Below are 23,707 nucleotides of genomic sequence, written 5' to 3'. Positions count from 1 at the left end.
CGCGCTTTTGGGCCGGGCTCTCACTTCAGCCGGCATTTGGATTCCCGCTCGTCCACCCCGAGGGTGTCGAGCGGGGTGCGCTGGTGCAGGAAGCCCTCCTCCGGGGCCACCGAGACGATGCCGAGGGGCTGGGCGATGAGGAGCGGCTGGCGCACCTGCTGGTCCCATGGCCGCACGCTGACCGGCACGCCCTTGAAGGCGGCGAGATTGAAGTCAGGCGAGCGCATGAACTTCGCGAGTGCCACCGGGTCCGTGGTCTTGGCGCGGGTCGCGGCCTCGCCCACCATGCGCACGGCGAGCCATGCCTGATAATCGCTCGCCCGCATGGGGCGGTTGGTGGCGCGCAGGAAGCGGTTCTGCAATTGGGCGGAACCCCACGCATCCTGCGCCGGATGCCAGGTGCCGGCAGTGAGGCCCTGCGTACCCGCCACCAGGCGGGGCTCGAAGGTGCGGTAGGGAATGTAATTGCCGAAATCGTTGGCCTCGTCCGCCACGACGAGCACGTCGGCGTCCACGCCCCGGCTGAACACGAGGGCGTCGGAGCGGGTGATGCTGTCGGAACGGTCGCGGCCGAGGGGACCGAAGGTCCACGGCTTGTCGGCGACGATCTTGAGCCCGAACTTCTTCGCCGATTTGCGCAGCGCATCGGCATAGAGCTGGTCGCCGGGGTTCGGCCCGACGATGAGGAACAGCTTGCTCCAGCGCTTCATGGCCAGGAACTGCATCAGCGCATCCGCCAGCATCGCCCGGCTCGGCGCGACGTGGAAGATGTCGGCCCGGCACTGTTCGGCGCGCAGCGCATCGTCGGTGGCTGCGATGTTGAACAAGGTGACGCCCCTGCCCTTCACCGCGTCGTCCACCTTGAGGAGGTCCGCCGCCGGCAGGTTGACGATGAGAAGCTTGATGCCGCCGTCCGCGAGCTTGCGCGCGGCGGCGCCCGCATCCTCGTCCTCGGCCAGCGTAACCGGCTCCAGCGCATAGCTCTGGCCGGTGAACTGGCCGGTCGTGTTGTTGTCCTTGATGGCCAGCTCCGCGCCCGACACCGCATCGTCTGCCGGCACCGCCAGAAGATCGTAGAGCGGCGGCGGGGGCACCTCGCGGGTGAGAAGGCCGAGCCGCAGCTCCATCGGAGCCGGCGTGGCATCCGGAGGGGGCGCCACGGCCGGCTGCGCCGACACCGGACCGCCCATGCCGAGAATGCCCGCGCATAGCATCGCGGCGCAGGCGGCGGCGAGGAGACGGCGGGACCCACCCGGACGCATCCAGTCGCGGCGCCGGGGAAGGCTCATGGGAAGGCGCATGGGCAATCGGGGCTCAGTCGATCCGGGTCGTCACAAGGGGAAGATGTAGCCATCATCAGCCAAAAACGGCAACCGAATAGACATAAGAAAACAATAAGATGATCTCTCCTTGCCAGCCGCGGGGAGGCTGTGACACCCTTCGACCTACCAAAGGTTCCCGATGATGTCCGGCGCCCGTTTCGTCTTTGTCCTGCTTCTCGCAAGCGCAACATTTTTCGGCGTGACCGGCCGCAGTATTGCTGCGCCTGCTCCCGTTGCGATCTTCGGCTTTGAATTATTTGATGATACGGCGGACCAGCGCGACAGCATCCGCGCCGAACAGGCCGCCCGGCTCAAGCTCATCAATGCCGAGCTGGAGCGCCTCGTCGTGGAAACCGGACAGCTCACGCCCGTCGATCTCGCGCCCTTCGCCGCGCGCATCGAGGAGGCATCCCCCTTCTTCAAGTGCAATGCCTGCGAGAACGAGATCGCCGCCGCCGCCGGCGCGCGGTTCGAGGTGATGGGCGTGGTGCGCAAGGTGTCCAACCTCATCCTGTCCATCGAGCTGCAGGTGAAGGAGGTGGACCTCAAGGGCGTGGACGGCAGCGCGAAGGCAGTGCGCGTCGGCGTGGTGGACATTCGTGGCAACACGGACGAATCCTGGACCCGCGGCGTGCGCTATCTGGTGAAGAACCGCATCTTCGCCCCCGGCCTGCCGGACCTGTCCCAATGACGCGGCCCCAAGGCCCGACGGAACGACAAGACACTGTTGGAGGAAATTGTTCATGAGGCAGATGATTGCCGCCGCTGCGGCCCTTGCGATGGCGATGGTTCCGCTCGCCGCCGATGCCCACGGCCCCACCCGCAAGAAGATCACCGAGAGCGTCGAGATCAACGCGCCGGCCGACAAGGTGTGGGCCGTCATCGGCAATTTCCAGGACATGAGCTGGCACCCGGCCGTCGAGAAGAACGAGGGCAAGGGCGGCAACGCCGTGGATGCCACGCGCCTGCTCACCCTCAAGGGCGGCGGCACCATCGACGAGGTGCTGGTGAAGTATGAGCCGGAGCAGAAGAGCTACGCCTACCGCATCAATGCAGTGGACGTGAAAGTGCTGCCGGTGACCAACTATTCGTCCACCATCGCCGTCATCCCGGTCGATGCCACCCACACCAAGGTGGAATGGCGCGGCGCCTTCTATCGCGGCTACCCCAATAACGACCCGCCCCCGGAACTGAGCGACGAAGCCGCCATCGCCGCCGTGACCGCCGTCTATCGCGGCGGGCTGGACGCCCTCAAGGCCAAGGTCGAAAAGGGTTCCTGATGGCCTTCAACCGGCGCGCGGCGGCTGCGGCGATCCTCGCCGCGGCGGCCGCGCTGCTCGTCTCGCCCCGGCCTTCGACCGCGGCGGAGGCCTTCATCACCAATCAGCCCGGCAATGAGGTTGCGGTGGTGGCGCTGGATGGTGCCGCCGCCCCGCCCAAACTCGTCGCGCGCATTCCGGTCCCCGGCGAGCCGGCCGGAATCGCCGTGTCGCGGGACGGACGCCGTGCCTTCGTCACCAGCCCCGAGGGCAAGGCCCTTTCGGTGATCGATGCCGCGACCCGCAAGGTCGAGAAGCGCATCCCTGTCGGCGGCGGCCCGCTGGGCGTCGCGGTCGCGCCCTCCGGCAAGCCGGTCTATGTGGCGGACTGGTATGCGGCGCGCCTCGTGGTGGTCGATCCGGACAAGCCTGACGACCTGCGTGTCGCCCGGACCGGCGCCTCTCCCTCCGGCGTGGCGGTAACGCCCGACGGCGCCCTCGTGCTCAGCGCCGACCGCGACGACGATCAGGTCTCCATCATCGATGCCGCGACGCTGGAGCGCGTCGCCGTGGTGAAGGTCGGCACCCGCCCCTTCGGCATCACGCTGTCCGAGGACGGCCGCACGGCCTACACGGCCAATGTGGGCTCGGACGACGTGAGCATCATCGATGTCGCCGCGCGCCGGGTGATCGGCACGGTGAAGGTGGGCAACAGGCCCTATGCGCTGGCGCTGGCCGGCCCCCTCGCCTTCGTCACCAACCAGTATGGGGGAACGGTGAGCGTGTTCGACACCGCGACGCGCGCGCCGCGCGCCACAATCTCCGTGGGCGAATATCCGGAGGGCATCGCTGCCGCGCAGGACGGGCGCGCGGTCTATGTGGTGAACTGGTTCGACAACACCATGAGCGTCATCGACACGCAGACGCTGAAGGTGGTCTCCACCCTCGAAGTGGGCGACGGCCCCCGCGCCTTCGGCCTCTTCCTGCGCCAGTCGCCCTGACGACGGCTTTCACAAGAGCGACCTCAAACGAAAACGACCGGCGGGAGCACCGCCGGTCGTCGTTCTTTTGGCCTCTATCGCAGAAAGATGGCGGCCAACCGCTGGAGCAGACCCTTCGGCATGGGCGGAGGGTCGCCGCTCTGTCCAGGGTGGTTTCCGCTCTAGGCCGCGAAGGGGTGCTTGGCTTCGTTGCGCTTGTCGGTCGCTTCCTGGGCGGTGGGGGTACCGGCCACGGCGCGCGCGATGGAGAGCTTGGTCGCCTCGTAGTTGTACTGCTGGATCTTGGCGTCGTCCGCCGCCTCCCAGTGGATGAACACGCCGACGCAGATGAAGAGGTCGTCGGCTTCCTCGACCGGGATGACGCCTTCCGCCACCGAGTCCTGCACCGCCTTGGCGACGCCGTACTGGGCGGGGCCGAACATCTGGACGGCCTGGCGGGCGTCCTTGATGGTCACCTTGTTGAACATCACGGTGTTGGGCTTGCAGGGCAGGTTCGGCGCGAGCACCGCGAGGAGGGACGTGAAGCCATCCTTGTTGTTCGTCAGGCTGGTGACGAACGCCGTCTCGGCCGCGCTGCCGCGCGGACCGATGATGAGGTCGATGTGGGCCACCTCGTTGCCGTCCCCGACGAGCGCCTCACCAACCAGAACCTTGCTAATCTTAGCCACCTTCTGTCCTCCCTCGTAGATCGACTAGGGATGACCGCCCCCGAAGACATTTCCGGACGGCGGTCCTATGCCGCCTACCCTTGTTGTCAGCGCTCGGCGCGGAAGGCCGAACCGGTTCACCAGATAGCGCGCGGAGCCTAGCCGCGCGGAGGCTCGCCCGCAAGCCGCCGCGATCGCGAATCCATGCCGCGCCGCAGCGTGAAAAATGCGCCGGCAAAGGGCTCGCGGATCGGCCTGTCAGCGGCGCGAGGGACCGGCATGCGACCTGCCCCAGCGGCCTCAACAGGAGGCCCGGAGAGGAGGGATGTATTGGCATAAGGCGGTGGGAAGTATTGCGGTTGTTTAATACCAATCTTCTCGCCAAGGCTTGCCGAACATTCCTGTTGGCACTCTGCTTGCTTCTTATTTTTTGCACAGATGGCCCACGAGAAGGCAGCCTGCCGGGCAGTACAGCGTCGAAGGCAAGCGAAGGTTTGTCGCAGCGGGACGGAAGCAGGGGGTGGCACGCGCAGCGCCGAACTCGGGAACCCTGGTCATGTTCATTGTTCTTTACGCCTGCCTCATCAGCGCTCCGGCGACGTGCCGGGAAGAGAAGCTGAGCTTCTCCCTGGAAGCGAGCGCGCCCATGACATGCATGATGTCCTCCCAGCAGGCCATTGCGCAGTGGAGCGAGAGTCACCCCCAGTGGCAGATCGGCCGATGGAAGTGCGTGGCCGCCGACCGCCTCATGCGGGACATCTGACCCACACGGCAGCCCTCCGACACGCAGCCCACGACACGACGGCCCCGGATGACGCAACGGCATATCGGCCCTTGAACGGGGCGAGGTGGCTTCCCATCCTCTAGATCAAGGTCCGCGTCCTGTGCGCGGCACCGGGAGGGATGGATGAATCACCTGAAGACGGCGATCCTGCTCGCAGGCATGACCGCCCTGTTCATGGCCGTCGGCTTCGCAATAGGCGGGCGCGGCGGCATGATGATCGCGTTCGTCGTGGCGGCAGGCATGAACCTGTTCAGCTACTGGAACGCCGACAAGATGGTCCTGCGCATGTACGGCGCGCGGGAGGTGGATGAGCGCACCGCGCCCGAGTTCGTCGGCATGGTGCGCGAGCTGGCGCAGCGGGCGGACCTGCCCATGCCGCGGGTGTTCATCATGGACAACCCCCAGCCCAATGCCTTTGCCACCGGCCGCAATCCGCAGAACGCCGCGGTCGCCGCCACCACCGGCCTGCTGGAAACGCTGACCCCCGAAGAGGTGGCGGGCGTGATGGCGCATGAACTGGCGCACATCAAGCATTACGACACCCTCACCATGACCATCACGGCGACCATTGCCGGCGCCATCTCCATGCTCGCGAACTTCGGCCTGCTGTTCGGCGGCGGAAACCGGGAGAACAACAACCCGTTCGGCTTCATCGGCACAATCCTGATGGTCATCCTGGCCCCGATGGCCGCCATGCTGGTGCAGATGGCCATCTCCCGCTCCCGCGAATACGAGGCCGACCGGGGCGGTGCGGAGATACTGGGGCGGCCCATGGCCCTCGCCTCGGCCCTGGCCAAGATCTCCGGAGCGAGCCATCAGGTGCCGAACTATGAGGCAGAAGCGAACCCCGCAACTGCCCACATGTTCATCATCAACCCGCTGTCGGGGGCACGGATGGACAATCTCTTCTCCACGCATCCGGCAGTGGAGAACCGCATCGCCGCTTTGCGCGACCTGTCGCAGCGGATGGGCGGCGGCGGCTTCACAGCGCCCCGTTCGGCCCCGGCGCAGCCGCGTCGGGGACCGTGGGGCTAAGCTGAAGGCGCGCGTCCGGAGCGTCAGCCCCGGCCCGGCCGTGCGGAAGGCACGCTCTGGGCTTCCCGGGTGCGCACGAAGGTCCAGATGACGCGCGGCGTGCGCGCTACCTCTCCGGTGAGCACGAGCTGGGATGTGCGACGCGGCCCGCCGCTGGCGGCGAGGTCCACGCTTTCCTCCACCACGAGGGGCAGATGCGGCGCGGCAAAGGCCCAGGCCTCGCCGTTGGGCAGGCTGAGCAAGGCGGTATGGGGATCGTCCAGCCGCTCCACGGTCACGGACGGGTGCAAATGGAATCGGATGGCGAAGGTCTCCGCCGGCAGCGCGCCGCCCTCCCCCGCCGGCTTGAAGATGTCCTCGCCGTCGAGCCGGTTGCCCTCCAGCGCCAGCCGCCATGAGCGCTGGTGCAGAAGGTTGAAGGCCTCGGCATAGCCGTCATGGCTGGCGCGCAGCAAAAGCGCGTTGTTCCGCGTGCCGCGCTGCACCTCCACATGCTTCGGGCCGGCCACGATGGGCGCGCCGAAGATGCGCGTCATGGAGCCGCCCTGCAGGAAGCGGCAGGACGACGTGTCGGCGATCACCGCGGTGGAATGCGCCGCGGTGGAGCGCGCCACCTGCCGCCACATCTCCCGATGCACCTCCGGCACGCCGCAATTGATGACGATGCGCTGGCGGGCCGAGGAGAATTCGAAGGCGAGGCAGCTCGCGTGCGCCTCCCAGCTCGCCACGGCGGGCGGCGGCGGGCCGGTGTCGGCGATCAGCATCAGCGAGCGGGCATCGAGCCGCTGGTAGCCGGAATAGGGCGCGTTCGCCACCGGCGCACCGCGCGCGTCGTCGAAGGCGAGGATGGTGGCGAGCTGGTCCGCCGCCGTGTGGCCCATGCCGTGGAAATGCGCGAAGGCGCCGTCGCCATGCCGGAAGAAGCGCAGCATGGGCATCATGCGGTCCACCGCATTCATCAGCGCGGCCGGAGCCTGCTGGTTGCGGGCGGTGAAGGCCTGGCGCAATGGGAGAAGATCCAGCAGCAGCTCGATGAGCATGCCGGGATTGCGGGTAAGCGGCCCGCCATCGGGCAGGATCTGCCGGTCCAGCTCCTCGCCGAGGCGCTTCTGCGCCGCCTTGAGGAGGCGCGGCTGGTCGGACATGCACAGCCCGGCGAACACCAGCGCGACGATGGAGATGAGGCGGGGATAGCCGTCCGGCGCATCGCTGGCCATCCGGCGCAGCTGGCGCACCTGCTTGGCCAGCGAGCGCATGAAGCGGCGGTAGAAATCGTGGTCGGCGTCCTGCAGCAGGAAGGTCGCCTGGGTGAGCCAGGAGATGATGCGCCGCGCCGCCACGTCCGGACGCGCCGCCACCGCCTTGGCCTTGCCGGGATCGCGGATGAAGTCACCGACAAGGGCGCGGGCATTGGCCCGGGCGATGGTGGTGTTGGCGGCTTTCAGGTGCCGCAGCCACCCGAACCCGTGCAGCGCTTCGGCCCATTCCACCGAGGGCGGCACCAGCTCGAACGCGGTGCGTCCATCCAGCGCCATCACCTTGCCGGCGAAAGCGAAGCGGCCGGAATAGATCTCGCTGGCGACGGTGGCGTCGCCGGTCCTCAGGTCCTGCGGGGCGATCAGGAGGCGTTCGGGCACCGGCACCGGCACGTAGCCGAGCGGCACCGCGCGGCCGCCGATGCGCGCAAGCACCGTCTGCGACCACAGCTCCACCAGGAGGGTCGCCAGTTGGGTGCGCTCTTTAAGCCCGCCTCGGCTCACGGCGCCTCCCGTCGGCTGCGCGTGGCTCTTCCCGGCCAGCGTGCCGAACAGATTTCTGGCCACGGCCTGAAGGGGGCCCGCCGATCCATTCCAGATACCCATGCGCCTGTCTTCACCAGCCTCGTGACCTAGAGGGCGGCTGACGGCGCCTCAGGTCATCCCTTGCGCCGCAGACGGGCGGCAAAGAAGCCGTCGAGACCCGACCGCTCCGCCTCCCCCCGCATCCACTGACTTGGAAGAGTGCGCACATCCCCTTGAGGAGTTATGAACAAATCGAGGCCATCCACCTCTTCGGCGCCAAGCGGTGCCCGCTCGACGTCGCTGCGGGCGGCCAGGAGGCGTTCGACCTGCGCCTCGCCCTCCTCCGGCTCCAGCGAGCAGGTGGAATAGACGACGAGGCCGCCGGGCTTCACGAGGTCGATGGCGTGGTCGAGCAGCCGCGCCTGCAGGGTGGCGAGGGTGGGGATATCGGCCGGGCGCTTGGACACCGCGATGTCCGGATGCCGGCGCAGGGTGCCGGTGGCCGAGCAGGGTGCATCGAGCAGCACCGCATCGAACGGCCCTCCGGCGAAGGTCGCGGCATCGCCCTCCACCACGGTCGCGGAGAGGCCGAGCCGCGCCAGATTGTCCCTGAGCCGGGTGAGGCGGGCGCCGGAGCGGTCCACCGCCGTCACCTCAGCGCCCGCGGCGACGAGCTGCGCCGTCTTGCCGCCAGGGGCGGCGCACAGGTCCGCCACCTTCAGCCCCTGGACTTTGCCGAGGAGCCGGGCGGGGAGCGCGGCGGCGGCATCCTGCACCCACCACGCGCCTTCCGCGAATCCGGGAAGCGCGCGCACCGGTCCGGCCTGGAGAATGCGCACGGTGCCGGTAGGCAGCACCTCGCCGGAGAGCTTCTGCGCCCAGTCGGCCGGATCGGCCTTCACGGTGATGTCGAGGGGCGGCTCCACCCGATGCATGGCGGCCATGGCGCGCGCGGTCTCGGCCCCATAGGCCTTGATCCAGCGTTGGCGCAGCCAGTCGGGCGTGTCGGCGAAATCGGGATCCACCCCGGCCATCAACGCCTCGCCCTCCCGCGCCACACGGCGCAGCACGGCGTTGACGAGGCCGGCGAAGCCCACGGTGGAGCGATCGGCGCGGGCAAGGTCCACGCTGAGGCCGACCGCCGCATGGCTCGGCACGTCCATGAACAGGATCTGCGTCGCCCCCGCCAGCAGGATCGATTCCAGCCGCGGCGCCGACTTGGGGAAGCCGCGCTCCATCAGCTTGCCGAGCACCGTACGCAGCGTGCCGAGGCGCCGCAGGGCAGTGGCGACGATGCGGTAGGCGAGTGCCCGGTCGCGCGGCTCCAGTGCCGGGCCGTCCAGCGCCTCTTCGAGCGCGGCGCCCTGCCGCAGCAAGGCTTCCAGCGCATCGACGGCGACGACGCGGGCGGACAGGCCGGGGGTGGCGGCAACGGGCTTGGGGCTGCCGCCGGGGCGGCGGGACGGAGCGGGAGCGCTGCGGGGAGTCTTCATCGGGGAAGGTAGAGCACGAACCGGGGCCGCCCGCCAACGCTCCAAAGGGTCTCCCCGGCGCGCCTTGCCACGATGCCGCCCATTGCTACCGTCTCGCGAACGCGGTCCGCCCCGCAAACCTTGCCTCGCAAGCCCCGATCCCGTAAGACGCTTGCGTAACGCCCCGGACTTGAGCCGGGGCTTTCCTTTGTGCGCGCGGGCGTGGTCCGAACCGCCGGCGCCGGGTTAGGAGGCACCACCGCGTGGCCAATGTGGTCGTGGTCGGCTCTCAGTGGGGCGACGAAGGCAAGGGCAAGATCGTCGATTGGCTCTCCGAGCAGGCGGACGTGGTCGTCCGCTTCCAGGGCGGCCACAATGCCGGCCATACGCTGGTCGTCGGCGGCGTCACCTATAAACTGTCCCTGCTGCCGTCCGGCGTTGTGCGTCCGGGCAAGCTGTCGGTCATCGGCAACGGTGTCGTGCTCGACCCGCAGGCGCTGGTGGACGAGCTGGCGCGCCTCGCCGCCCAGGGCGTCGAGATCGGCCCCGACCGGCTGCGCATCGCCGAGACCGTCCCGCTCATCCTGCCGCTGCACCGCGAGCTCGACGCCCTGCGCGAAAGCGCGACCGCCGAGGGCGCGCGCATCGGCACCACCAAGCGCGGCATCGGCCCCGCCTATGAGGACAAGGTCGGCCGCCGCGCCATCCGCCTCGTGGACCTGACCGACCCGGCGACCCTGCCGGCCAAGGTCGACCGTCTCCTCACCCATCACAACCTCATCCGCCGCGGTCTCGGCATGGAAGAGGTGGACGGCGTCGCGCTGGTCTCCGAGCTGATGGCGCTGGCGCCCAAGGTCCTGCCCTTCATGGACCGGGTGTGGGAACTGCTGGACAAGGCGCGCCGCGACGGGAAGAAGATCCTGTTCGAGGGGGCGCAGGGCGCGCTGCTCGACATCGACCACGGCACCTATCCTTACGTCACCTCGTCCAACACCGTCGCCGGCTCGGCGGCGAGCGGCACCGGCATCGGGCCGGGCGCGCTCGATTATGTTCTGGGCATCACCAAGGCCTACACCACCCGCGTGGGCGAAGGCCCCTTCCCCACCGAGCTGCTCGACGAAGTTGGCAAGACGCTGGGCACCAAGGGCCGCGAGTTCGGCGTCGTCACCGGCCGCGCCCGTCGCTGCGGCTGGTTCGATGCGGTGCTGGTGCGCCAGACGGTGCGCACCTGCGGCATCCACGGCATCGCCTTGACCAAGCTCGACGTGCTCGACGGCTTTAACGAGTTGAAAGTTTGCGTCGGCTACAAGGTTGACGGTAAGGAAATCGACTATCTGCCGGCGGAAAGCGGCGCGCAGGCCCGGGCCGAGCCCATCTACGAGACCATGGAAGGCTGGCAGGATTCCACCGCCGGCGCCCGCTCGTGGGCCGACCTGCCGGCCGAGGCGGTGAAATACGTGCGGCGCGTGGAAGAGCTGATCGGTTGTCCGGTGGCGGTGCTGTCGACCAGCCCGGAACGCGACGACACGATCCTTGTTCACAACCCGTTTCAGGCATAATGCCGATCTGACGGCTCAAGGGGAACATCACCGCTCCGATGGCTGACTACTATCCCCTCCTGGTCCGCGCGATCTCCAGCCTGCCCCAGAAGACTGGGGAGAGCCGGCGCGCCGTCTATGATCGTGCCCGCACTGCCTTGATGCGCCAGCTGCGCGGGGTGGACCCGCCGCTGCCCGAAGGCGAGATCACCCGCGAGCGCATGGGCCTCGAGGAGGCAATCCGACGGGTAGAGGCGGAATTCGCCCAGCAGGACAATACGCCCGAGCCCGAAGACGATGACGAGGTGTTCGAGGACGAGGAGGCTGCTCCCCCGCCGCCCCCGGCCCGGTTCGAGCCACCCAAGCCCCCGGCCGCCCCCATCGAGGAGCCCGCGCGCCCGGCTGCCCCATCCGCCGCAGATCCGGACGGCCGCGCACCCGCCGAGCCGCCGGCCCGGCCCGACCGCCGCCTGCCGCCCCGCCAGCGCAGCGAAGACGAGACCGAAGGCGATCGCCGTCCACCGCTCCGCCGCGGCGAGGTCCGCAGCCGCGGCGCCGCCGCCAACGGCGGCCGTCGCGGGAACTCGGAAGGCGGCGCCTCCTGGAAGAAGTTCGTTCTGATTGCGATCCTCGCGCTGGTGGTGCTGGGCGGCATCGCTTTCGCCGTCGTCAATCGCGACCGCTTCTTGGGCGGCAGCGAAGGAGAGCCGCAAGCGGCGGCGCCCGCCGCGTCCAGCACCGCGCCGTCCGATCAGGCGAAGTCCGCCGACCGGATGACCCGGACCTCCAGCGATGCCGCGCGTCGCGCGCCGACCCCGCGCCCCGGCACCGCCTCGGGCAGCGCCCGCGCCGTGCTGATCGAGGAATCGCCCGGCAGCGCCCAGCCGCAGACCTTCGAGGGCACCATCACCTGGCGCACGGAAACCGTGAACGCCGGGCCGGGCCTGCCGCCCGATATCGGCCTGCGCGGCGACCTCACGATTCCCGAGCGCAAGATCGCCATGACCTTCGTGCTCCGGCGCAACACCGACCAGACACTGCCCGCCTCCCACACCATCGAGATCGGCTTCAAGCTGCCGGACGACTTCCCCTTCGGCGGCATCGCCAATGTGGATCAGGTGCGCTCCAAACCGAACCAGCAGTCGCTCGGCACGCCGCTGGCCGGCCTCGCGGTGCGGGTCAACCCGACCCTGTTCCTCGTGGGCCTTTCGGAAAAGGCGGCCGACCGGCAGCGCAACGTCGCTTTGCTTCAGGCTTATCCCTGGCTCGACGTGGTCGTCACCTACACCAACAACAAGAAGGCCGCGCTCGCCTTCGAGAAGGGTGTGGCCGGCGAGCAGGCATTCAACGACGCCTTCTCCGCCTGGGGCGAATTGCTCCAGCGTCCGCAGGCCGCCCCAGGCCAGTCAGACGGCAGCAGCAACTGAGGGTGACGGCAGGCAGGGGTGCGACCCCGCGACCCTAGTGGTCGCGCCGCAGACCCTTCAGCCGATAGAGCGCGTCCAGCGCCTCGCGCGGGCTGAGCGCGTCGGGATCGAGATCATCGAGCGCGCCGAGCACGGCCTCGGCGGCGGGATCGGCCTGTGCCGCTTTCTCGGCCGGCTTCGGGCGCGCCGCGAACAGCGGCAGGTCGTCGATCAGCTTCTGCGCCGGCGAGGCGCGCTCCGCCGCCTCCAGTTCCGCCAGCACCGCCTTGGCCCGCGTGATGACGGCTTCCGGCAGGCCCGCGAGCTTCGCCACCTGGATGCCGTAGGAGCGATCTGCCGCCCCCGGCACCACCTCGTGCAAGAAGATCACGTCGCCGTGCCATTCCGTCACCTTCACGGTGGCGTTGGAGAGGCGACGGCAGCGCTGGGAGAGCGCGGTCAGCTCGTGGAAATGGGTGGCGAACAGCGCCCGGCAGCGGTTCACCTCGTGGAGATGCTCAAGGCTCGCCCAGGCGATGGACATACCGTCGAAGGTGGCCGTGCCGCGGCCGATCTCGTCGAGAATGACGAGGGAGCGCGGCGTCGCCTGATTGAGGATGGCGGCGGTCTCCACCATCTCGACCATGAAGGTGGAGCGCCCGCGCGCCAGATCGTCCGCCGCGCCGACGCGGGAGAACAGCCGGTCCACCACGCCGATGCGGGCGCAGCGGGCCGGCACGAAGGCCCCGGCCTGCGCCAGCACCGCGATCAGCGCGTTCTGCCTGAGGAAGGTGGATTTACCCGCCATGTTCGGCCCGGTGACGAGGACGATGCGGCCGTCCCTGTCCCCCTCCGGCGGGGAGAGGTCGCAATCGTTGGGCACGAAGGGGCCGCCATCTTTGGCCAACGCCTGCTCCACCACCGGGTGGCGGCCGCCGACGATGGCGAAGGCGACGCCCTCCTCCATGTGCGGGCGCACGTGGGCCTCGGTGGCCGCGAGTTCCGCAAGGCCCGAGGCCACATCCAGTTCGGCCAGCGCATTGGCGGCGGCACGGATGGCCTCCGTCTCGGCCACCACGGCGGCGGACAGGCGCTCGAAGATGGCCTGCTCCAGCGCCAGCGCCCGTTCCCCGGCGCTGGAGATGCGGCTTTCCAGATCGCCCAGCTCCACGGACGAGAAGCGCATGGCCCCCGCCATGGTCTGGCGATGGACGAAGACGCCATCGTGCGGCGGCTCGCGCAGGCGGTCCGCATTCTGCTGGGATACCTCGACATAATAGCCAAGCACCGCATTGTGCCGGATCTTGAGGGCGCGGACGCCCGTCTCCTCCACATAGCGGCGCTCCAGCGCGGCGACGACGCGGCGGCTCTCGTCGCGCAGGGCGCGGGTGGCGTCGAGCTCGCCGTCGCAGCCCTCACGCACGAAGCCGCCGTCGCGGCGGTGGACGGGCAGGTTGTCCGCCAAGGCCGAAGCGAGGTCCAGCGCCACCGCATGGGGCGCATGGGAGAGGGCGCGGGCAGCGCGGGCAAGATCGTCCGGCGCATCGGCACCGATGAGGCGGGCGATGGAGAGCGCGCCGTCGAGGCCGTCGCGCACCGCCGCGAGATCGCGCGGGCCACCACGCTGCAAGGCGAGGCGGGTGACGGCGCGGGCCATGTCGGGGGCGCGGGCGAGCGCCTCCCGGAGCGCGCGGCGCAAGGTGCCGTCCTCGCACAGATGCCCTACTCCGTCGTGCCGGGCGCGGATGGCGTCGAGGTCGGTCAATGGCTCGGCGATGCGGCGGGCGAGAAGCCGCGCGCCGGCCGCCGTCACCGTGCGGTCCACGGCGGCAAGCAGCGAGCCGCGCCGGTCGCCGGACGTGGTGCGCACCAGTTCCAGATTGGCGCGGGTGCCGGCATCGATGGCCATGATGCCGCCCTCCGCCTCCCGCACCGGGCGGGCGAGGAGGGGCTTGGCGCCGAGTTGGGTACGGTCCACATAGGCGACCACCGCCGCCGCCGCGATCAGCTCCGCGCGGGAGAAGGCGCCGAAGGCGTCGAGCGCCGCCACCCCATAGAAGTCCGCGAGCCTTTTCTCCGCCCCGGCCCCGTCGAAGGACTGGCGGGGCAGCGGCGTCACCGCCGGCAGGTCCCGCAGCATGGCGCGCAGCTCGGCGTCGTCCATGAGCGCGTCGGAGACCAGCAGTTCCGCCGGGTCCACCCGCGCGAGATCGCCCGAAAGCGCGGCGCGCGTTGTCCCCGCAACCCGGAAGGCACCGGTGGACATGTCGGTGAAGGCGATCGCATAGGCGAAGTCCTCCGCCGCCGAGCCGGCCCGCACCCGCGCCAGCGCGGCCAGCACGTTCTCGCGGCGGGCGTCGAGCAGCGAGTCCTCGGTGATCGTGCCGGGGGTGACGAGGCGGGTGACGTCGCGCCGCACCACCGATTTGCCGCCGCGCTTCTTCGCCTCGGCTGGGTCTTCCAGCTGCTCGCACACGGCGACGCGGAAGCCGAGGGCGATGAGCTTGTGCAGATATTCCTCCGCCCGGTCGATGGGCACCCCGCACATGGGGATGTCCTCGCCCAGATGCTTGCCGCGCTTGGTGAGCACGATGCCCAGCGCCTGCGAGGCCTGCTCCGCATCTCCGAAGAACAGCTCGTAGAAGTCCCCCATGCGGTAGAACAGGAGGCTGTCCGGGTTCGCCGCCTTGATCTCCATGTATTGCGCCATCATGGGCGTAACCCGCGTCTCGTCCGCCTTCGCGGGCGCGGGCTTGGCGGGCGCGGGGGCCTCGTCCGCGGGCGTCTCTTCGGAGGCGGGCTTTGCAGCGGTCTTGGTGGCGGTCGGGCGCATGGCCGCACGGTATCGGGCGGGGCCGCGCCTGTCAGCGCGCCGGAGCCGCGCATCGACAGGAAATGCGCACGGCCGCACCCCTTCCGGCCGCGCATGCCGCCCGCCGATACCGGCCATGCGCGCACAACGGCCCGCGCGGCTGGCGAGCGGGCGGCTTTCCTGCTAGGCGAGCGGCAATCTATTCCCGGAGCCAATCGATGACCGCCGACATCCGTCCCGTGACCCGCGCCCTCCTCTCGGTGTCCGACAAGACGGGGTTGGTGCCGTTCGCGACCAGGCTCGTCGCCCACGGCGTGGAGCTGGTCTCCACCGGCGGCACCGCCAAGGCCATCGCCGACGCCGGCCTGCCGGTGAAGGACGTGAGCGAACTCACCGGCTTCCCGGAGATGATGGACGGGCGGGTGAAGACCCTGCATCCCAAGGTCCACGGCGGCATCCTCGCCATCCGCGCCGATGCCGGCCATCAGGCGTCCCTCGCCGAGCACGCCATCGCCCCCATCGATCTCGTGGTGGTGAACCTCTATCCGTTCGAGGCGACCGTCGCCCGCAAGGCGGATTTCGAGGAGACCATCGAGAACATCGACATCGGCGGCCCCTCCATGATCCGCGGCGCCGCCAAGAACCACAACGACGTGGCCGTGGTGGTGGAGGCCGTGGACTATGAGGCGGTGCTCAACGAGATCGCCGAGCATGGCGGCACCACCCTCGCCTTGCGCCGCAAGCTGGCGCAGAAGGCCTATGCCCGCACCGCCGCCTATGACGCGGCCATCTCCAACTGGTTCGCTCGCGAGCTGAAGGAGGAGGCCCCCGCCTTCCGCGCCTTCGGCGGCAAGCTCATCGAGGCGCTGCGCTACGGCGAGAACCCGCACCAGTCGGCCGCCTTCTATGCCTCCGACGAGATCCGTCCCGGCGTCGCCACCGCCCGTCAGGTGCAGGGCAAGCAGCTCTCCTACAACAATATCAACGACACCGACGCCGCCTTCGAGGCGGTGGCCGAGTTCCACCCCGCCCGCACGGCGGCGGTGGTGATCGTGAAGCACGCCAATCCCTGCGGCGTGGCCGAGGGCGCGGACCTCGCCGCCGCCTATGCCAAGGCGCTCGCCTGCGATCCGGTGTCGGCCTTCGGCGGCATCATCGCCGTCAACCGGACGCTGGATGCCGACGCCGCCCGGGCCATGGTGGAGATCTTCACCGAGGTGATCGTCGCCCCCGACGCCACCGAGGAGGCCATCGCCGTGGTAGCCGCCAAGAAGAATTTGCGCCTGCTCCTCACTGGCGGCCTGCCCGACCCGCGCGCGCCCGGCCTCACGGTGAAGACCGTGGCCGGCGGCCTTCTCGTGCAGGGCCGTGACAATGCCAGCGCCGACGATCTGGAGCTGAAGGTCGTGACCAAGCGCGAGCCCACCGAACAGGAGCTGACCGACATGCGCTTCGCCTTCCGCGTGGCGAAGCATGTGAAGTCCAACACCATCATCTATGCCAAGGACCTCGCCACCGTGGGCATCGGCGCCGGCCAGATGAGCCGGGTGGACAGTGCCCGCATCGCCGCCCGCAAGGCGCTGGACGCGGCCGAGGCGGCGGGCCTTTCGGTGCCGCTCACCAAGGGCTCGGTGGTCGCCTCGGACGCCTTCTTCCCCTTCGCCGACGGCCTGCTGGCGGCGGTGGAGGCGGGCGCCACGGCGGTGATCCAGCCGGGCGGGTCCATGCGTGACGCCGAGGTGATCGCCGCCGCCGACGAGGCCGGCCTCGCCATGGTCTTCACCGGCGTGCGCCACTTCCGGCACTGAGCCGAGGTTTTTAGCGGCTCCGCTCAAGCGCCACGCGGGCTTTTGCGGGGCTTCGCTCAAGCGCCGCGCGGGCTTCTAGGCGGTTTCGCTGAGGCGCCGCGCGGGCTCTGGGGGGCTCTGCTCAGGCGCCGCGCGGGTCGCGCCTCGCCGTCAGCCCGCCATCAGCTGCTGAACGATGAGGCGGTCCACGTAATGGGGACCGTCGAAGACGAACACGTCGAAACCCGCATAGGCCTTCAGCTGCGGCAGCAGCTCCGCCGCCGTGGCGGCCCGGAATGTGCCGGTGCCGGCGGGACGGAAGGCTTCGGCGATCAGCTTGAAGCGACGCGGCCCAAGGCGGCGGGAAAGAACCTCCGCATAGCTGCGGGCCGCTTCCGGCGTGCGGGTGTAGACGCCGCACCCGTCCTGAAAGAACAGGCCCACGTCACGCGGCAGCCACAGATCGATCCAGTCCGCCAGTGCCTCGGGGCCAACGTTGGAATTGTCGTAGCAGCTCACCCAGAGCGGGCGCGGAATGGGGGCGAGGGCCTCGCGCATGCGCGAAACGTCTTTCCAGGTGGGGTCAGCCTCCACCGGGAAATAGAAGCCGGCCGGCCGGAACGGCAGCTTCTGCCGCGCCACCTTGGCCGAGAGGGCTCCGAGCTCCACCACATTGGCCCGCGCCTTGGGCTCGGAGAAATCGCCGGCGAGGCCCGCGATGATTCGGCTTGCCCAGGGCTCGCGGACGATCCGCTTCCAGTTGGGCGCGTCGGGGATGAGCTTCAGGCCGAGCTCCGGCAGCGGCACGAATGAGGTGCCATCGGCCACCAGCCATTGCAGAAGCAGGCTCCGGGCGCCAATGAAGTCCCAGTCGCCGCGGGGATCGAGCGCGCCCCCGTGGATCTGCCAGACCACCCCGTCGATGAGGCCTTCGGGACGATGGTCGCGTGCAACGAGGGCAAGGTCGACGCCGACCAGGCCCGCTCCCGCCACGGCGGCGCCGAGCCCGAGGGCCGCGCGCCGGCTCAGACGCGCCATGGCGTCCATCCCGGCGCGGCCCGCCATCCGCGTTGCGCGGAAGCAAAAGTCGCCCGGCCAGAGGCCGCCCGGCAGCGGGCCGGATGGATCATACCGGCGCCAGCGACGCGGCGACGCGGCGCTCCTGCTCGCGGATCGTGGCGCGCAGGGCGTCTTCCGTCACAACGCCACAGCGCACGAGATACTCGCCGATGCGGCCATCCTCGTCCGGGCGGTAGTTCTCCATGGCCGCCTCGAACGCCTCGCGCCGCATCAGCCCCTTTTCCAGCAGCAGGTCGCCCAGCAGCGGCGGCGACTTCTGGCCGTCCACGTTGCCGGTGCCGGCCCCGCGCAGCAGGCGCAGGCCGTCGTTGATCTCGCTCTCGCGGGCGATGCGCTGGAGCGGCTCGTCGCCGATGGCGCGGCGCAGCTCCTCCAGCGCCTTGTCGCCCAGCGGCGAGGGCACCGCCACGATGAGGCGCCCGCCCGGATCGCGTCCGATGGGCAGCACGCGACGCCGCACCATCAGGTCGATGGGCAGGAGATCGTTGAACTGCCGCACCATCTGCTCGGTGACCACGGTGCGCGGCAGGTTGGACTGGAAGGCCATGGCCTCCGCCAGCGTCTCCTCGTCGAGCCACCCGCGCGACACGAGGATGCGCCCCAGCGGCTGCTGCCGCTCGGCCTGCAGGGCCAGCGCCTCCTCCACATGCTCCGGCAGCACCGCCTGCCAGGTAAGCAGAAGCTCGCCAAGCCGCTGGCGCTGCTGGCCCAGCTCCCGCGCATCGGGGAAGTCGTGGGCGGTCTTGTCCCAGACGATCCGGCGGCCGAAGAAGGTATGGCCCAGGAACAGCTTCCAGGCGCGGATGGTGGCGGCGAAATTGACGAAGTTCGCCATCACCACGCGGGGGACGGACATCAGGCCCTGTTCCCAGCCATAGACCTTGGCGACGAAATAGTAGCGTTGCGCCAGCCGCAGCGCGAAGGCGATGGCGTTGCCCGTCAGCACCGCCAGCAGCCAGGTCTCGGTGGCGAAAATCGAAGGATAGCGGGCGGGCAGCAGGTCGAGCTTCTCCGCGCCCATGAAGATGAGGAAGTGCGCCGCGACCACATAGGCCAGCACCGCCACGAGGGAGGTGACGATGCCCTTGCGGTCACGGAACAGGAAGTATTTGGTCGCCCAGTTGCCGCGCCAGCCCATGGAGCGCCAGCCCTGGAAGGCGATGCCCAGCGCCCAGCGCGCCTTCTGGCGGTAGGAGGTGCGGAAGGTGTCGGGAAAGAACTCGCGCACGCACAATGGCATGGAGAGCAGGATTTCCTTCTCCTTGCCGAAGCCGAACAGGCTCTCGCGCCTGACGATGTATTCCACCGGCAGGCGGGCGATGATGGACTGCATGTGCGCCGCGGCGAGGCGGGCGCTGATGTCGTAGTCCTCGGTCAGGCTCGCGGTGTTGAACACCTCGCCCGTGCCGTCGGAGAGGAGATGCAGCATCGCCCGGCGCGAGAAGCAGGTGCCCACGCCCGCGGACGGGACCGAGCCGGCGACGCTCTCGCGGACCACGAGGTCCTTGGCGTGCCATTCGGCGAATTCGTCCATGTAGATGCCGGCCACCAGCTCCGACCAGTGGCGCTCCAGCGAGAGCACCGGCACCTGGATGAGATCCTTGCGCGGCAGGAGATAGCTGAAATAGCGCAGTTCGAGCGGATGGAGCACGTCCTCGGCGTCGTGCAGCACCAGCCCGGCGAACTCCACGCCGGTCATCTGCTCGTGCTGGAAGATGGCGCGCACGACGGTGTTGAGGCAGTCCGCCTTGTTGGTGGGGCCGGGATTGCGCGTCTCCACCCGCACCAGCTGCTTGTAGCGCCGGCGCATGCGCTCGACCTCGGCGATGGTCTCCGGGTCGTTGGGATAGGTGCCGACGAAGATCACGTAACGCCGGTAGTCCAGCACGCTCACCATGTTCTCGATCATGGCCGCGATCACGGGGGATTCGAGCCAGGCGGGAATCATGATGGCCAGCGGCTGCTCGTCCTTCTGGTAGAGCGCGGCCGGCGTGAGCGGGCGGATGAACGGCTCGATGACGAAGCGGCGGTAGATCCGCCGCCCCCAGTACCAGGCATCGACCAACAGATCGTCGATGGACGAGATCAGGATGATGACCGCCACCACGGCCGCCACGTATTCGACGAAGCGGATGTAATCGGCCAGGAGAAAGGGCCAATAGAGTGCCATGGGGGCGGTCCCGATCCGGTCAGTTGCCGCGGCGCCGCACCTGCGAGGCGCGGATCAGCAGCAGGAAGAACAGGGCGGCGGCGCCGATGCCGAGCGGCAGGCCCCAGTCCGACGAGTTCTGCCACAGGCGCTGAAGGGTGCCGGCCGGGCCGTCGGTGTCGGCGACACGGACGGTGCCGGGCGCGGCGCCCGAGGCGGTGAGTTCGGTCAGCGTGCCGTCGACACCCACAAGGGCCACGTCACCCTTCGACAGGCGCACCGGCTTGGCGGGCGTCATCGCCACCGGCCCGATGCTCTGCCACAGGATGCCGCGGGCATCGTCGCCGCGGACCGCCTGCACCAGGGCCACGTTCCTGAGGCCGGTGATGTCGAGCAGGCGGGCCCGCTCGTCGGTGCCGACGATGAGACGGTCGCCGTCCACCTTGGCCTTCGCCGTCACGCCCTGGACCGGCACATCGAGGGCGAGGAAGCCGCCGGTGGCGCGGAACGGGGTGCCGAGGGAGGCCACCTCGAAGGTGCTCGTGCCTGCGGGCATGCCGGCCGCCGCGGCGGCGCGCACCACGCGCGGAAGGCTCGCCTTGGCGGTGGCGAGATAGGAGTCCGGCACAAGCAGCTTGCCGCCCGCGGCCATGGCCGAGATCACGCCCAGGAAGTCGCCGCTCGGAGCGGCGCCGCCCAGCTCGAAATGGCTGGTGGGCAGCACCGAGACCGGGAAGGCCTGGGGCGTCTCGCGGCAGCGGTCGCTCACCGGCTGGCGCTGGAAGGTCACGCGCAGGACGTTGCGGGCGGCCAGCGCGTAGGGCGGGACGGCGGCGGAGATGTGCTCGGGGTGGCCGTTGGCATCGAGCCGCTTGGCCGCCAGAAGCACGTCGTTGAGGAAGACCGCCGCCACCGGCTCCGAGGTGGAGGCGCCGGGCGCGGCCGCGACATCGAGATTGAGGCGGCTCGGCAGGCTGCGGCCACCGGTGGCCGCGGCGAGATCGAACGTCACCACCCAGTCGCCGCGGGCGAGAACGTCGAGATTGCCTTCGGTCGGGCCGAGGGTGTTGAGCAGCACGGAGGAGGGCCGGTCGGCGCCCGCGTCCACGGCCCGGATCATGACCGAGCCGGAGGTCAGCGAGGTCCGCCAGAAGCCGTCGAACAGCTGGGTGGCCTTGCCGCCCGCGGCGCCGCCGACCGCGATGATCGGACGTCCGGCGAGGAACTGCAGGCTCACCTCATCGGGAGCGATGGTCGCGGAGCCGAGGCTCGCCGACTTGCCACGCCATTCGGTGAAGGCGGCGGAGGCCGTCCCCAGGCGCGCGCCGAGGGCGTCGAGGGCACCACGGATGCCCGAGAGAAGGGCCACGTCCGCCACCGCCACGTCCGCGCCGAGCGGCGAGCCGGGCAGAACCAGCAGAGCGCCGAGTTCGGACGCGTCGCGGATGCGGTAGCTCCTGACGCCGACGAAGCTGGAGAAGGGGGCGACGGCGCGCAGCGACGCCGGCACGTCGAGATTGGAAAGGTCCACCTCGTCGCCGATGGAAGGCAGCGTCTTCACCACCAGGCGCTTGCCGGCGGTTTCGAGCGCGAGGCCGAGGCGCCAGGCGGTGTCGTAGGTGTCCTTGGACAGGGTGCCGCCGGCCACCAGAAGCGCGCCCGAGCCGGGCATGCCACTCCAGGCGGTGGCGAGGGTGCGCACCTGCCCGGCGTCAAAGCTGTAGGTGAAGCGGGTGGAGGGACGCAGCTTCAGCACGTTGCCGATGCCGCGCTCGTCGGCGCAGAGCGCCTCGCCGATCACCGACGACCAGGCGGTGCCGAAGCGCACGAAGCCGGTGTCGCGCGGCCGGTTGTCCACCGCCACCGTGGCGCTGGCGCTGCCGGTGTCGCCTTCCAGGCGCCGCGAGTAGACCGGCGTGCCGTCCACCGAGAGCACCATGGTGGTGCGGCCGCCGTCGCCGCGCAGATACTCGCCGTCGACCGCGATCGAGGCATTTTCGAGCGCAACGCCGGCGGGCACGGGCAGATAGATGTCGCGGCGGGCGTCCATGCCCTGCAGCACGACGGGTCCCTCGATGCCCAGGTCTCCGAGGGTGACGGACCGTGTGACGCGGCTGTCGGCCGCCCGCTCCTGGATCGCCGAGAGGATCGGATCCATCGGCGGCACATAGGCCGGGACCGGCTGCGGCACGATCGGCATCTGCGCGGCAGGCGCCTGCGCGACGACGGGTGCCGGCGTGCGCGACTGGGCCGCGGCCGGCCAGGCCGCAAGCAGGGTCACCGGCAATACGAGCGCGGCGGCGAATGTCGGAATCCGCCGCGCGGCGCGGCCCCGGGCGGCCCCGCCACGGGCGATGAGGGAGGGAACGTGTCGCATGTCAGTCTCTCACGAGCAGGGCGTCGAGGCCGGCGGGGCGCCGAGGGGCGGACGCGGCAGGCGGGAAGGGCAGAGGGGAAAATTCCTGCACCGGCCGCCCGCAGATGCAGTCCACGATCCGGCGGCAGGCATGCCCGTCGCCGTAGGGATTGATGCGCCCGGCATAGGCCGCATAGGCCGCCGGGTCGTCGAGAAGACGGGTCACCGCGTTGACGATGTCGGCGCGTCCCGTGCCGACGAGCTGGACCGTGCCGGCATGGACCGCCTCCGGGCGTTCCGTCACCTCGCGCATGACGAGGACGGGCTTGCCCAGCGCGGGCGCCTCCTCCTGCACGCCACCGGAATCGGTGAGCACGAGATGGCTGCGCTGCATCAGCCGCTGGAACGGCAAATAGTCGAGCGGCGGCACGAGATGCACGTTGGGCCGGCCGGCAAGCGCCGCCGTCACCGGACCCTTGACGTTGGGATTGAGGTGGACGGGATAGATAATTTCCACGTCGCCGCGGTCGGCGATCTGGTCCAGGGCCTCGCAGATGGTGCGGAAGCCCTCGCCGAAATTCTCCCGCCGGTGCCCCGTCACAAGCAGGATGCGATGGCGCGGATCGAGCAGCGGCAAATCGGCGTCGAGGGCGGCACGCAGGCCGGGATCGGCGTCGAGGCGGTGCTGAATCGCCTGCAGGGCGTCGATCACCGTGTTTCCGGTGACGAACACCTGCCCCTCCAGTTGCTCCGACAGGAGGTTGTCGCGGGAGCCGGGGGTGGGCGCGAACAGGAGGTCGCTGCACAGATCGACGATGCGGCGGTTCATCTCCTCGGGGAACGGCTGGCCGAGGTGATAGGTGCGCAGGCCCGCCTCCACATGTCCCACCGGAATGCGCCGGTGGAAGGCGGCGAGTGCGGCGGCCATGGCGGTCGTCGTGTCCCCGTGGACGAGCACGCGGTCGGGCCTGACCTCATCGAGCACGCGGTCGATGGCGGTCAGCGCTCCACCGGCCAGATCATTCAACCCCTGATTGTGAGACATAAGGCCAAGATCGAAGTCGGGCGAGAGGTCGAAAAGGCGCAAAACCTGGTCCAGCATCTCCCGGTGCTGTCCGGTCACACAGACGAGCGACTGCACGGCCGGTTCCCGGTTCAAAGCCTGAACCAGGGGCGCCATCTTGATCGCTTCGGGCCGTGTTCCGAAAATCGATAATATTTTCAAAGGTTGTACCAATGATTCGATCTTGACTTCGCGTGTAGGCACACGCTGTCAAG

General features: G+C 69.6%; 17 protein-coding genes. 8 read left to right on the top strand and 9 right to left on the bottom strand.

The features are described 5' to 3' along the window. Positions 1–20: 20 nt before the first annotated feature. Positions 21–1,289, bottom strand: coding sequence for a lanthanide ABC transporter ABC transporter substrate-binding protein PedA1 (gene pedA1 / locus V5F63_RS00970; RefSeq protein WP_394101304.1), 1,269 nt, complete (start codon positions 1,287–1,289; stop codon positions 21–23). A gap of 232 nt (positions 1,290–1,521) precedes the next feature. On the opposite strand from pedA1, the gene V5F63_RS00965 reads away from it, so the two are divergent. The 3 genes from V5F63_RS00965 to V5F63_RS00955 are packed head-to-tail and all read left to right on the top strand — an operon-like array spanning position 1,522 to position 3,582. Further along, positions 1,522–2,013, top strand: coding sequence for a DUF3280 domain-containing protein (locus tag V5F63_RS00965; protein ID WP_209487243.1), 492 nt, complete (start codon positions 1,522–1,524; stop codon positions 2,011–2,013). 52 nt (positions 2,014–2,065) lie between these two features. After that, positions 2,066–2,602 carry an SRPBCC family protein gene (locus V5F63_RS00960; RefSeq protein WP_209487242.1) on the top strand — a complete coding sequence of 179 codons (537 nt, stop codon included), beginning with the start codon at positions 2,066–2,068 and terminating at the stop codon, positions 2,600–2,602. After that, a complete protein-coding gene (locus V5F63_RS00955; protein ID WP_394101303.1) occupies positions 2,602–3,582 on the top strand; it encodes a YVTN family beta-propeller repeat protein in 981 nt (326 codons plus the stop codon). Before V5F63_RS00960 ends, V5F63_RS00955 begins: the two co-directional genes overlap by 1 nt. A 161-nt stretch (positions 3,583–3,743) precedes the next feature. Here V5F63_RS00955 and fae read toward each other — a convergent pair whose 3' ends face one another. After that, positions 3,744–4,250, bottom strand: coding sequence for a formaldehyde-activating enzyme (fae, locus tag V5F63_RS00950; RefSeq protein ID WP_209487238.1), 507 nt, complete (start codon positions 4,248–4,250; stop codon positions 3,744–3,746). Between the two features lie 535 nt (positions 4,251–4,785). On the opposite strand from fae, the gene V5F63_RS00945 reads away from it, so the two are divergent. Both V5F63_RS00945 and htpX read left to right on the top strand, forming a co-directional pair. Next, positions 4,786–4,992, top strand: a complete 207-nt coding sequence (locus tag V5F63_RS00945; protein ID WP_209487236.1) for a hypothetical protein — start codon at positions 4,786–4,788, stop codon at positions 4,990–4,992. 144 nt (positions 4,993–5,136) lie between these two features. Then, the gene (gene htpX, locus V5F63_RS00940; RefSeq protein ID WP_209487234.1) at positions 5,137–6,048 is read left to right on the top strand and encodes a zinc metalloprotease HtpX; all 912 of its coding nucleotides are present in this window, start codon (positions 5,137–5,139) and stop codon (positions 6,046–6,048) included. A 23-nt stretch (positions 6,049–6,071) separates the two neighbouring features. Here the strand turns inward: htpX and V5F63_RS00935 are convergent, their stop codons facing one another. Then, positions 6,072–7,910 carry a heparinase II/III family protein gene (locus tag V5F63_RS00935; RefSeq protein ID WP_394028366.1) on the bottom strand — a complete coding sequence of 613 codons (1,839 nt, stop codon included), beginning with the start codon at positions 7,908–7,910 and terminating at the stop codon, positions 6,072–6,074. A gap of 53 nt (positions 7,911–7,963) precedes the next feature. After that, positions 7,964–9,322, bottom strand: a complete 1,359-nt coding sequence (rsmB, locus tag V5F63_RS00930; protein ID WP_394101302.1) for a 16S rRNA (cytosine(967)-C(5))-methyltransferase RsmB — start codon at positions 9,320–9,322, stop codon at positions 7,964–7,966. A 242-nt stretch (positions 9,323–9,564) separates the two neighbouring features. On the opposite strand from rsmB, the gene V5F63_RS00925 reads away from it, so the two are divergent. Together V5F63_RS00925 and V5F63_RS00920 are read left to right on the top strand one after the other, a co-directional pair. Then, complete coding sequence (locus tag V5F63_RS00925; RefSeq protein ID WP_394101301.1) at positions 9,565–10,860, top strand: adenylosuccinate synthase; 1,296 nt, start codon at positions 9,565–9,567, stop codon at positions 10,858–10,860. A gap of 38 nt (positions 10,861–10,898) precedes the next feature. Next, positions 10,899–12,266 carry a hypothetical protein gene (locus V5F63_RS00920; protein WP_394028368.1) on the top strand — a complete coding sequence of 456 codons (1,368 nt, stop codon included), beginning with the start codon at positions 10,899–10,901 and terminating at the stop codon, positions 12,264–12,266. A 34-nt stretch (positions 12,267–12,300) separates the two neighbouring features. On the opposite strand, the gene mutS is transcribed toward V5F63_RS00920, so the two are convergent. After that, positions 12,301–15,078, bottom strand: a complete 2,778-nt coding sequence (gene mutS / locus V5F63_RS00915) for a DNA mismatch repair protein MutS (protein WP_394101300.1) — start codon at positions 15,076–15,078, stop codon at positions 12,301–12,303. 197 nt (positions 15,079–15,275) lie between these two features. Here mutS and purH point away from each other — a divergent pair, with 197 nt between their 5' ends. Further along, positions 15,276–16,865, top strand: coding sequence for a bifunctional phosphoribosylaminoimidazolecarboxamide formyltransferase/IMP cyclohydrolase (purH, locus tag V5F63_RS00910; protein ID WP_394028370.1), 1,590 nt, complete (start codon positions 15,276–15,278; stop codon positions 16,863–16,865). Positions 16,866–17,015: 150 nt separating this feature from the next. Here purH and V5F63_RS00905 read toward each other — a convergent pair whose 3' ends face one another. The 4 genes from V5F63_RS00905 to wecB form a co-directional block, all read right to left on the bottom strand. Continuing rightward, positions 17,016–17,882, bottom strand: coding sequence for an alpha-amylase family protein (locus V5F63_RS00905; RefSeq protein ID WP_394101299.1), 867 nt, complete (start codon positions 17,880–17,882; stop codon positions 17,016–17,018). Positions 17,883–17,970: 88 nt separating this feature from the next. Further along, entirely contained in the window at positions 17,971–20,094 is a 2,124-nt protein-coding gene (locus V5F63_RS00900) for a glycosyl transferase family protein (RefSeq protein ID WP_394101298.1), read from the bottom strand. Positions 20,095–20,113: 19 nt separating this feature from the next. Then, positions 20,114–22,450 (bottom strand): hypothetical protein, encoded by a 2,337-nt coding sequence (locus tag V5F63_RS00895; protein WP_394101297.1) that lies wholly within the window; start codon positions 22,448–22,450, stop codon positions 20,114–20,116. Position 22,451: 1 nt separating this feature from the next. Then, positions 22,452–23,654 carry a non-hydrolyzing UDP-N-acetylglucosamine 2-epimerase gene (wecB, locus tag V5F63_RS00890; protein WP_394101296.1) on the bottom strand — a complete coding sequence of 401 codons (1,203 nt, stop codon included), beginning with the start codon at positions 23,652–23,654 and terminating at the stop codon, positions 22,452–22,454. Positions 23,655–23,707 lie beyond the last annotated feature (53 nt).

It is taken from the genome of Xanthobacter wiegelii (assembly GCF_043193855.2).
GTDB classification, from domain to species: domain Bacteria; phylum Pseudomonadota; class Alphaproteobacteria; order Rhizobiales; family Xanthobacteraceae; genus Xanthobacter; species Xanthobacter flavus_A.
This window is presented reverse-complemented; position numbering and strand designations above follow the sequence as displayed.

Excerpts from the sequence above, each read along its gene's own strand:
- pedA1 (WP_394101304.1), bottom strand. The coding sequence starts at position 1,289 with ATGAGCCTTCCCCGGCGCCGCGACTGGATGCGTCCGGGTGGGTCCCGC.
- V5F63_RS00960 (WP_209487242.1), top strand. The coding sequence starts at position 2,066 with ATGAGGCAGATGATTGCCGCCGCTGCGGCCCTTGCGATGGCGATGGTT.
- V5F63_RS00955 (WP_394101303.1), top strand. The coding sequence starts at position 2,602 with ATGGCCTTCAACCGGCGCGCGGCGGCTGCGGCGATCCTCGCCGCGGCG.
- V5F63_RS00945 (WP_209487236.1), top strand. The coding sequence starts at position 4,786 with ATGTTCATTGTTCTTTACGCCTGCCTCATCAGCGCTCCGGCGACGTGC.
- htpX (WP_209487234.1), top strand. The coding sequence starts at position 5,137 with ATGAATCACCTGAAGACGGCGATCCTGCTCGCAGGCATGACCGCCCTG.
- V5F63_RS00935 (WP_394028366.1), bottom strand. The coding sequence starts at position 7,910 with ATGGGTATCTGGAATGGATCGGCGGGCCCCCTTCAGGCCGTGGCCAGA.
- rsmB (WP_394101302.1), bottom strand. The coding sequence starts at position 9,322 with ATGAAGACTCCCCGCAGCGCTCCCGCTCCGTCCCGCCGCCCCGGCGGC.
- V5F63_RS00920 (WP_394028368.1), top strand. The coding sequence starts at position 10,899 with ATGGCTGACTACTATCCCCTCCTGGTCCGCGCGATCTCCAGCCTGCCC.
- mutS (WP_394101300.1), bottom strand. The coding sequence starts at position 15,078 with ATGCGCCCGACCGCCACCAAGACCGCTGCAAAGCCCGCCTCCGAAGAG.
- purH (WP_394028370.1), top strand. The coding sequence starts at position 15,276 with ATGACCGCCGACATCCGTCCCGTGACCCGCGCCCTCCTCTCGGTGTCC.
- V5F63_RS00905 (WP_394101299.1), bottom strand. The coding sequence starts at position 17,882 with ATGGCGCGTCTGAGCCGGCGCGCGGCCCTCGGGCTCGGCGCCGCCGTG.
- V5F63_RS00900 (WP_394101298.1), bottom strand. The coding sequence starts at position 20,094 with ATGGCACTCTATTGGCCCTTTCTCCTGGCCGATTACATCCGCTTCGTC.
- V5F63_RS00895 (WP_394101297.1), bottom strand. The coding sequence starts at position 22,450 with ATGCGACACGTTCCCTCCCTCATCGCCCGTGGCGGGGCCGCCCGGGGC.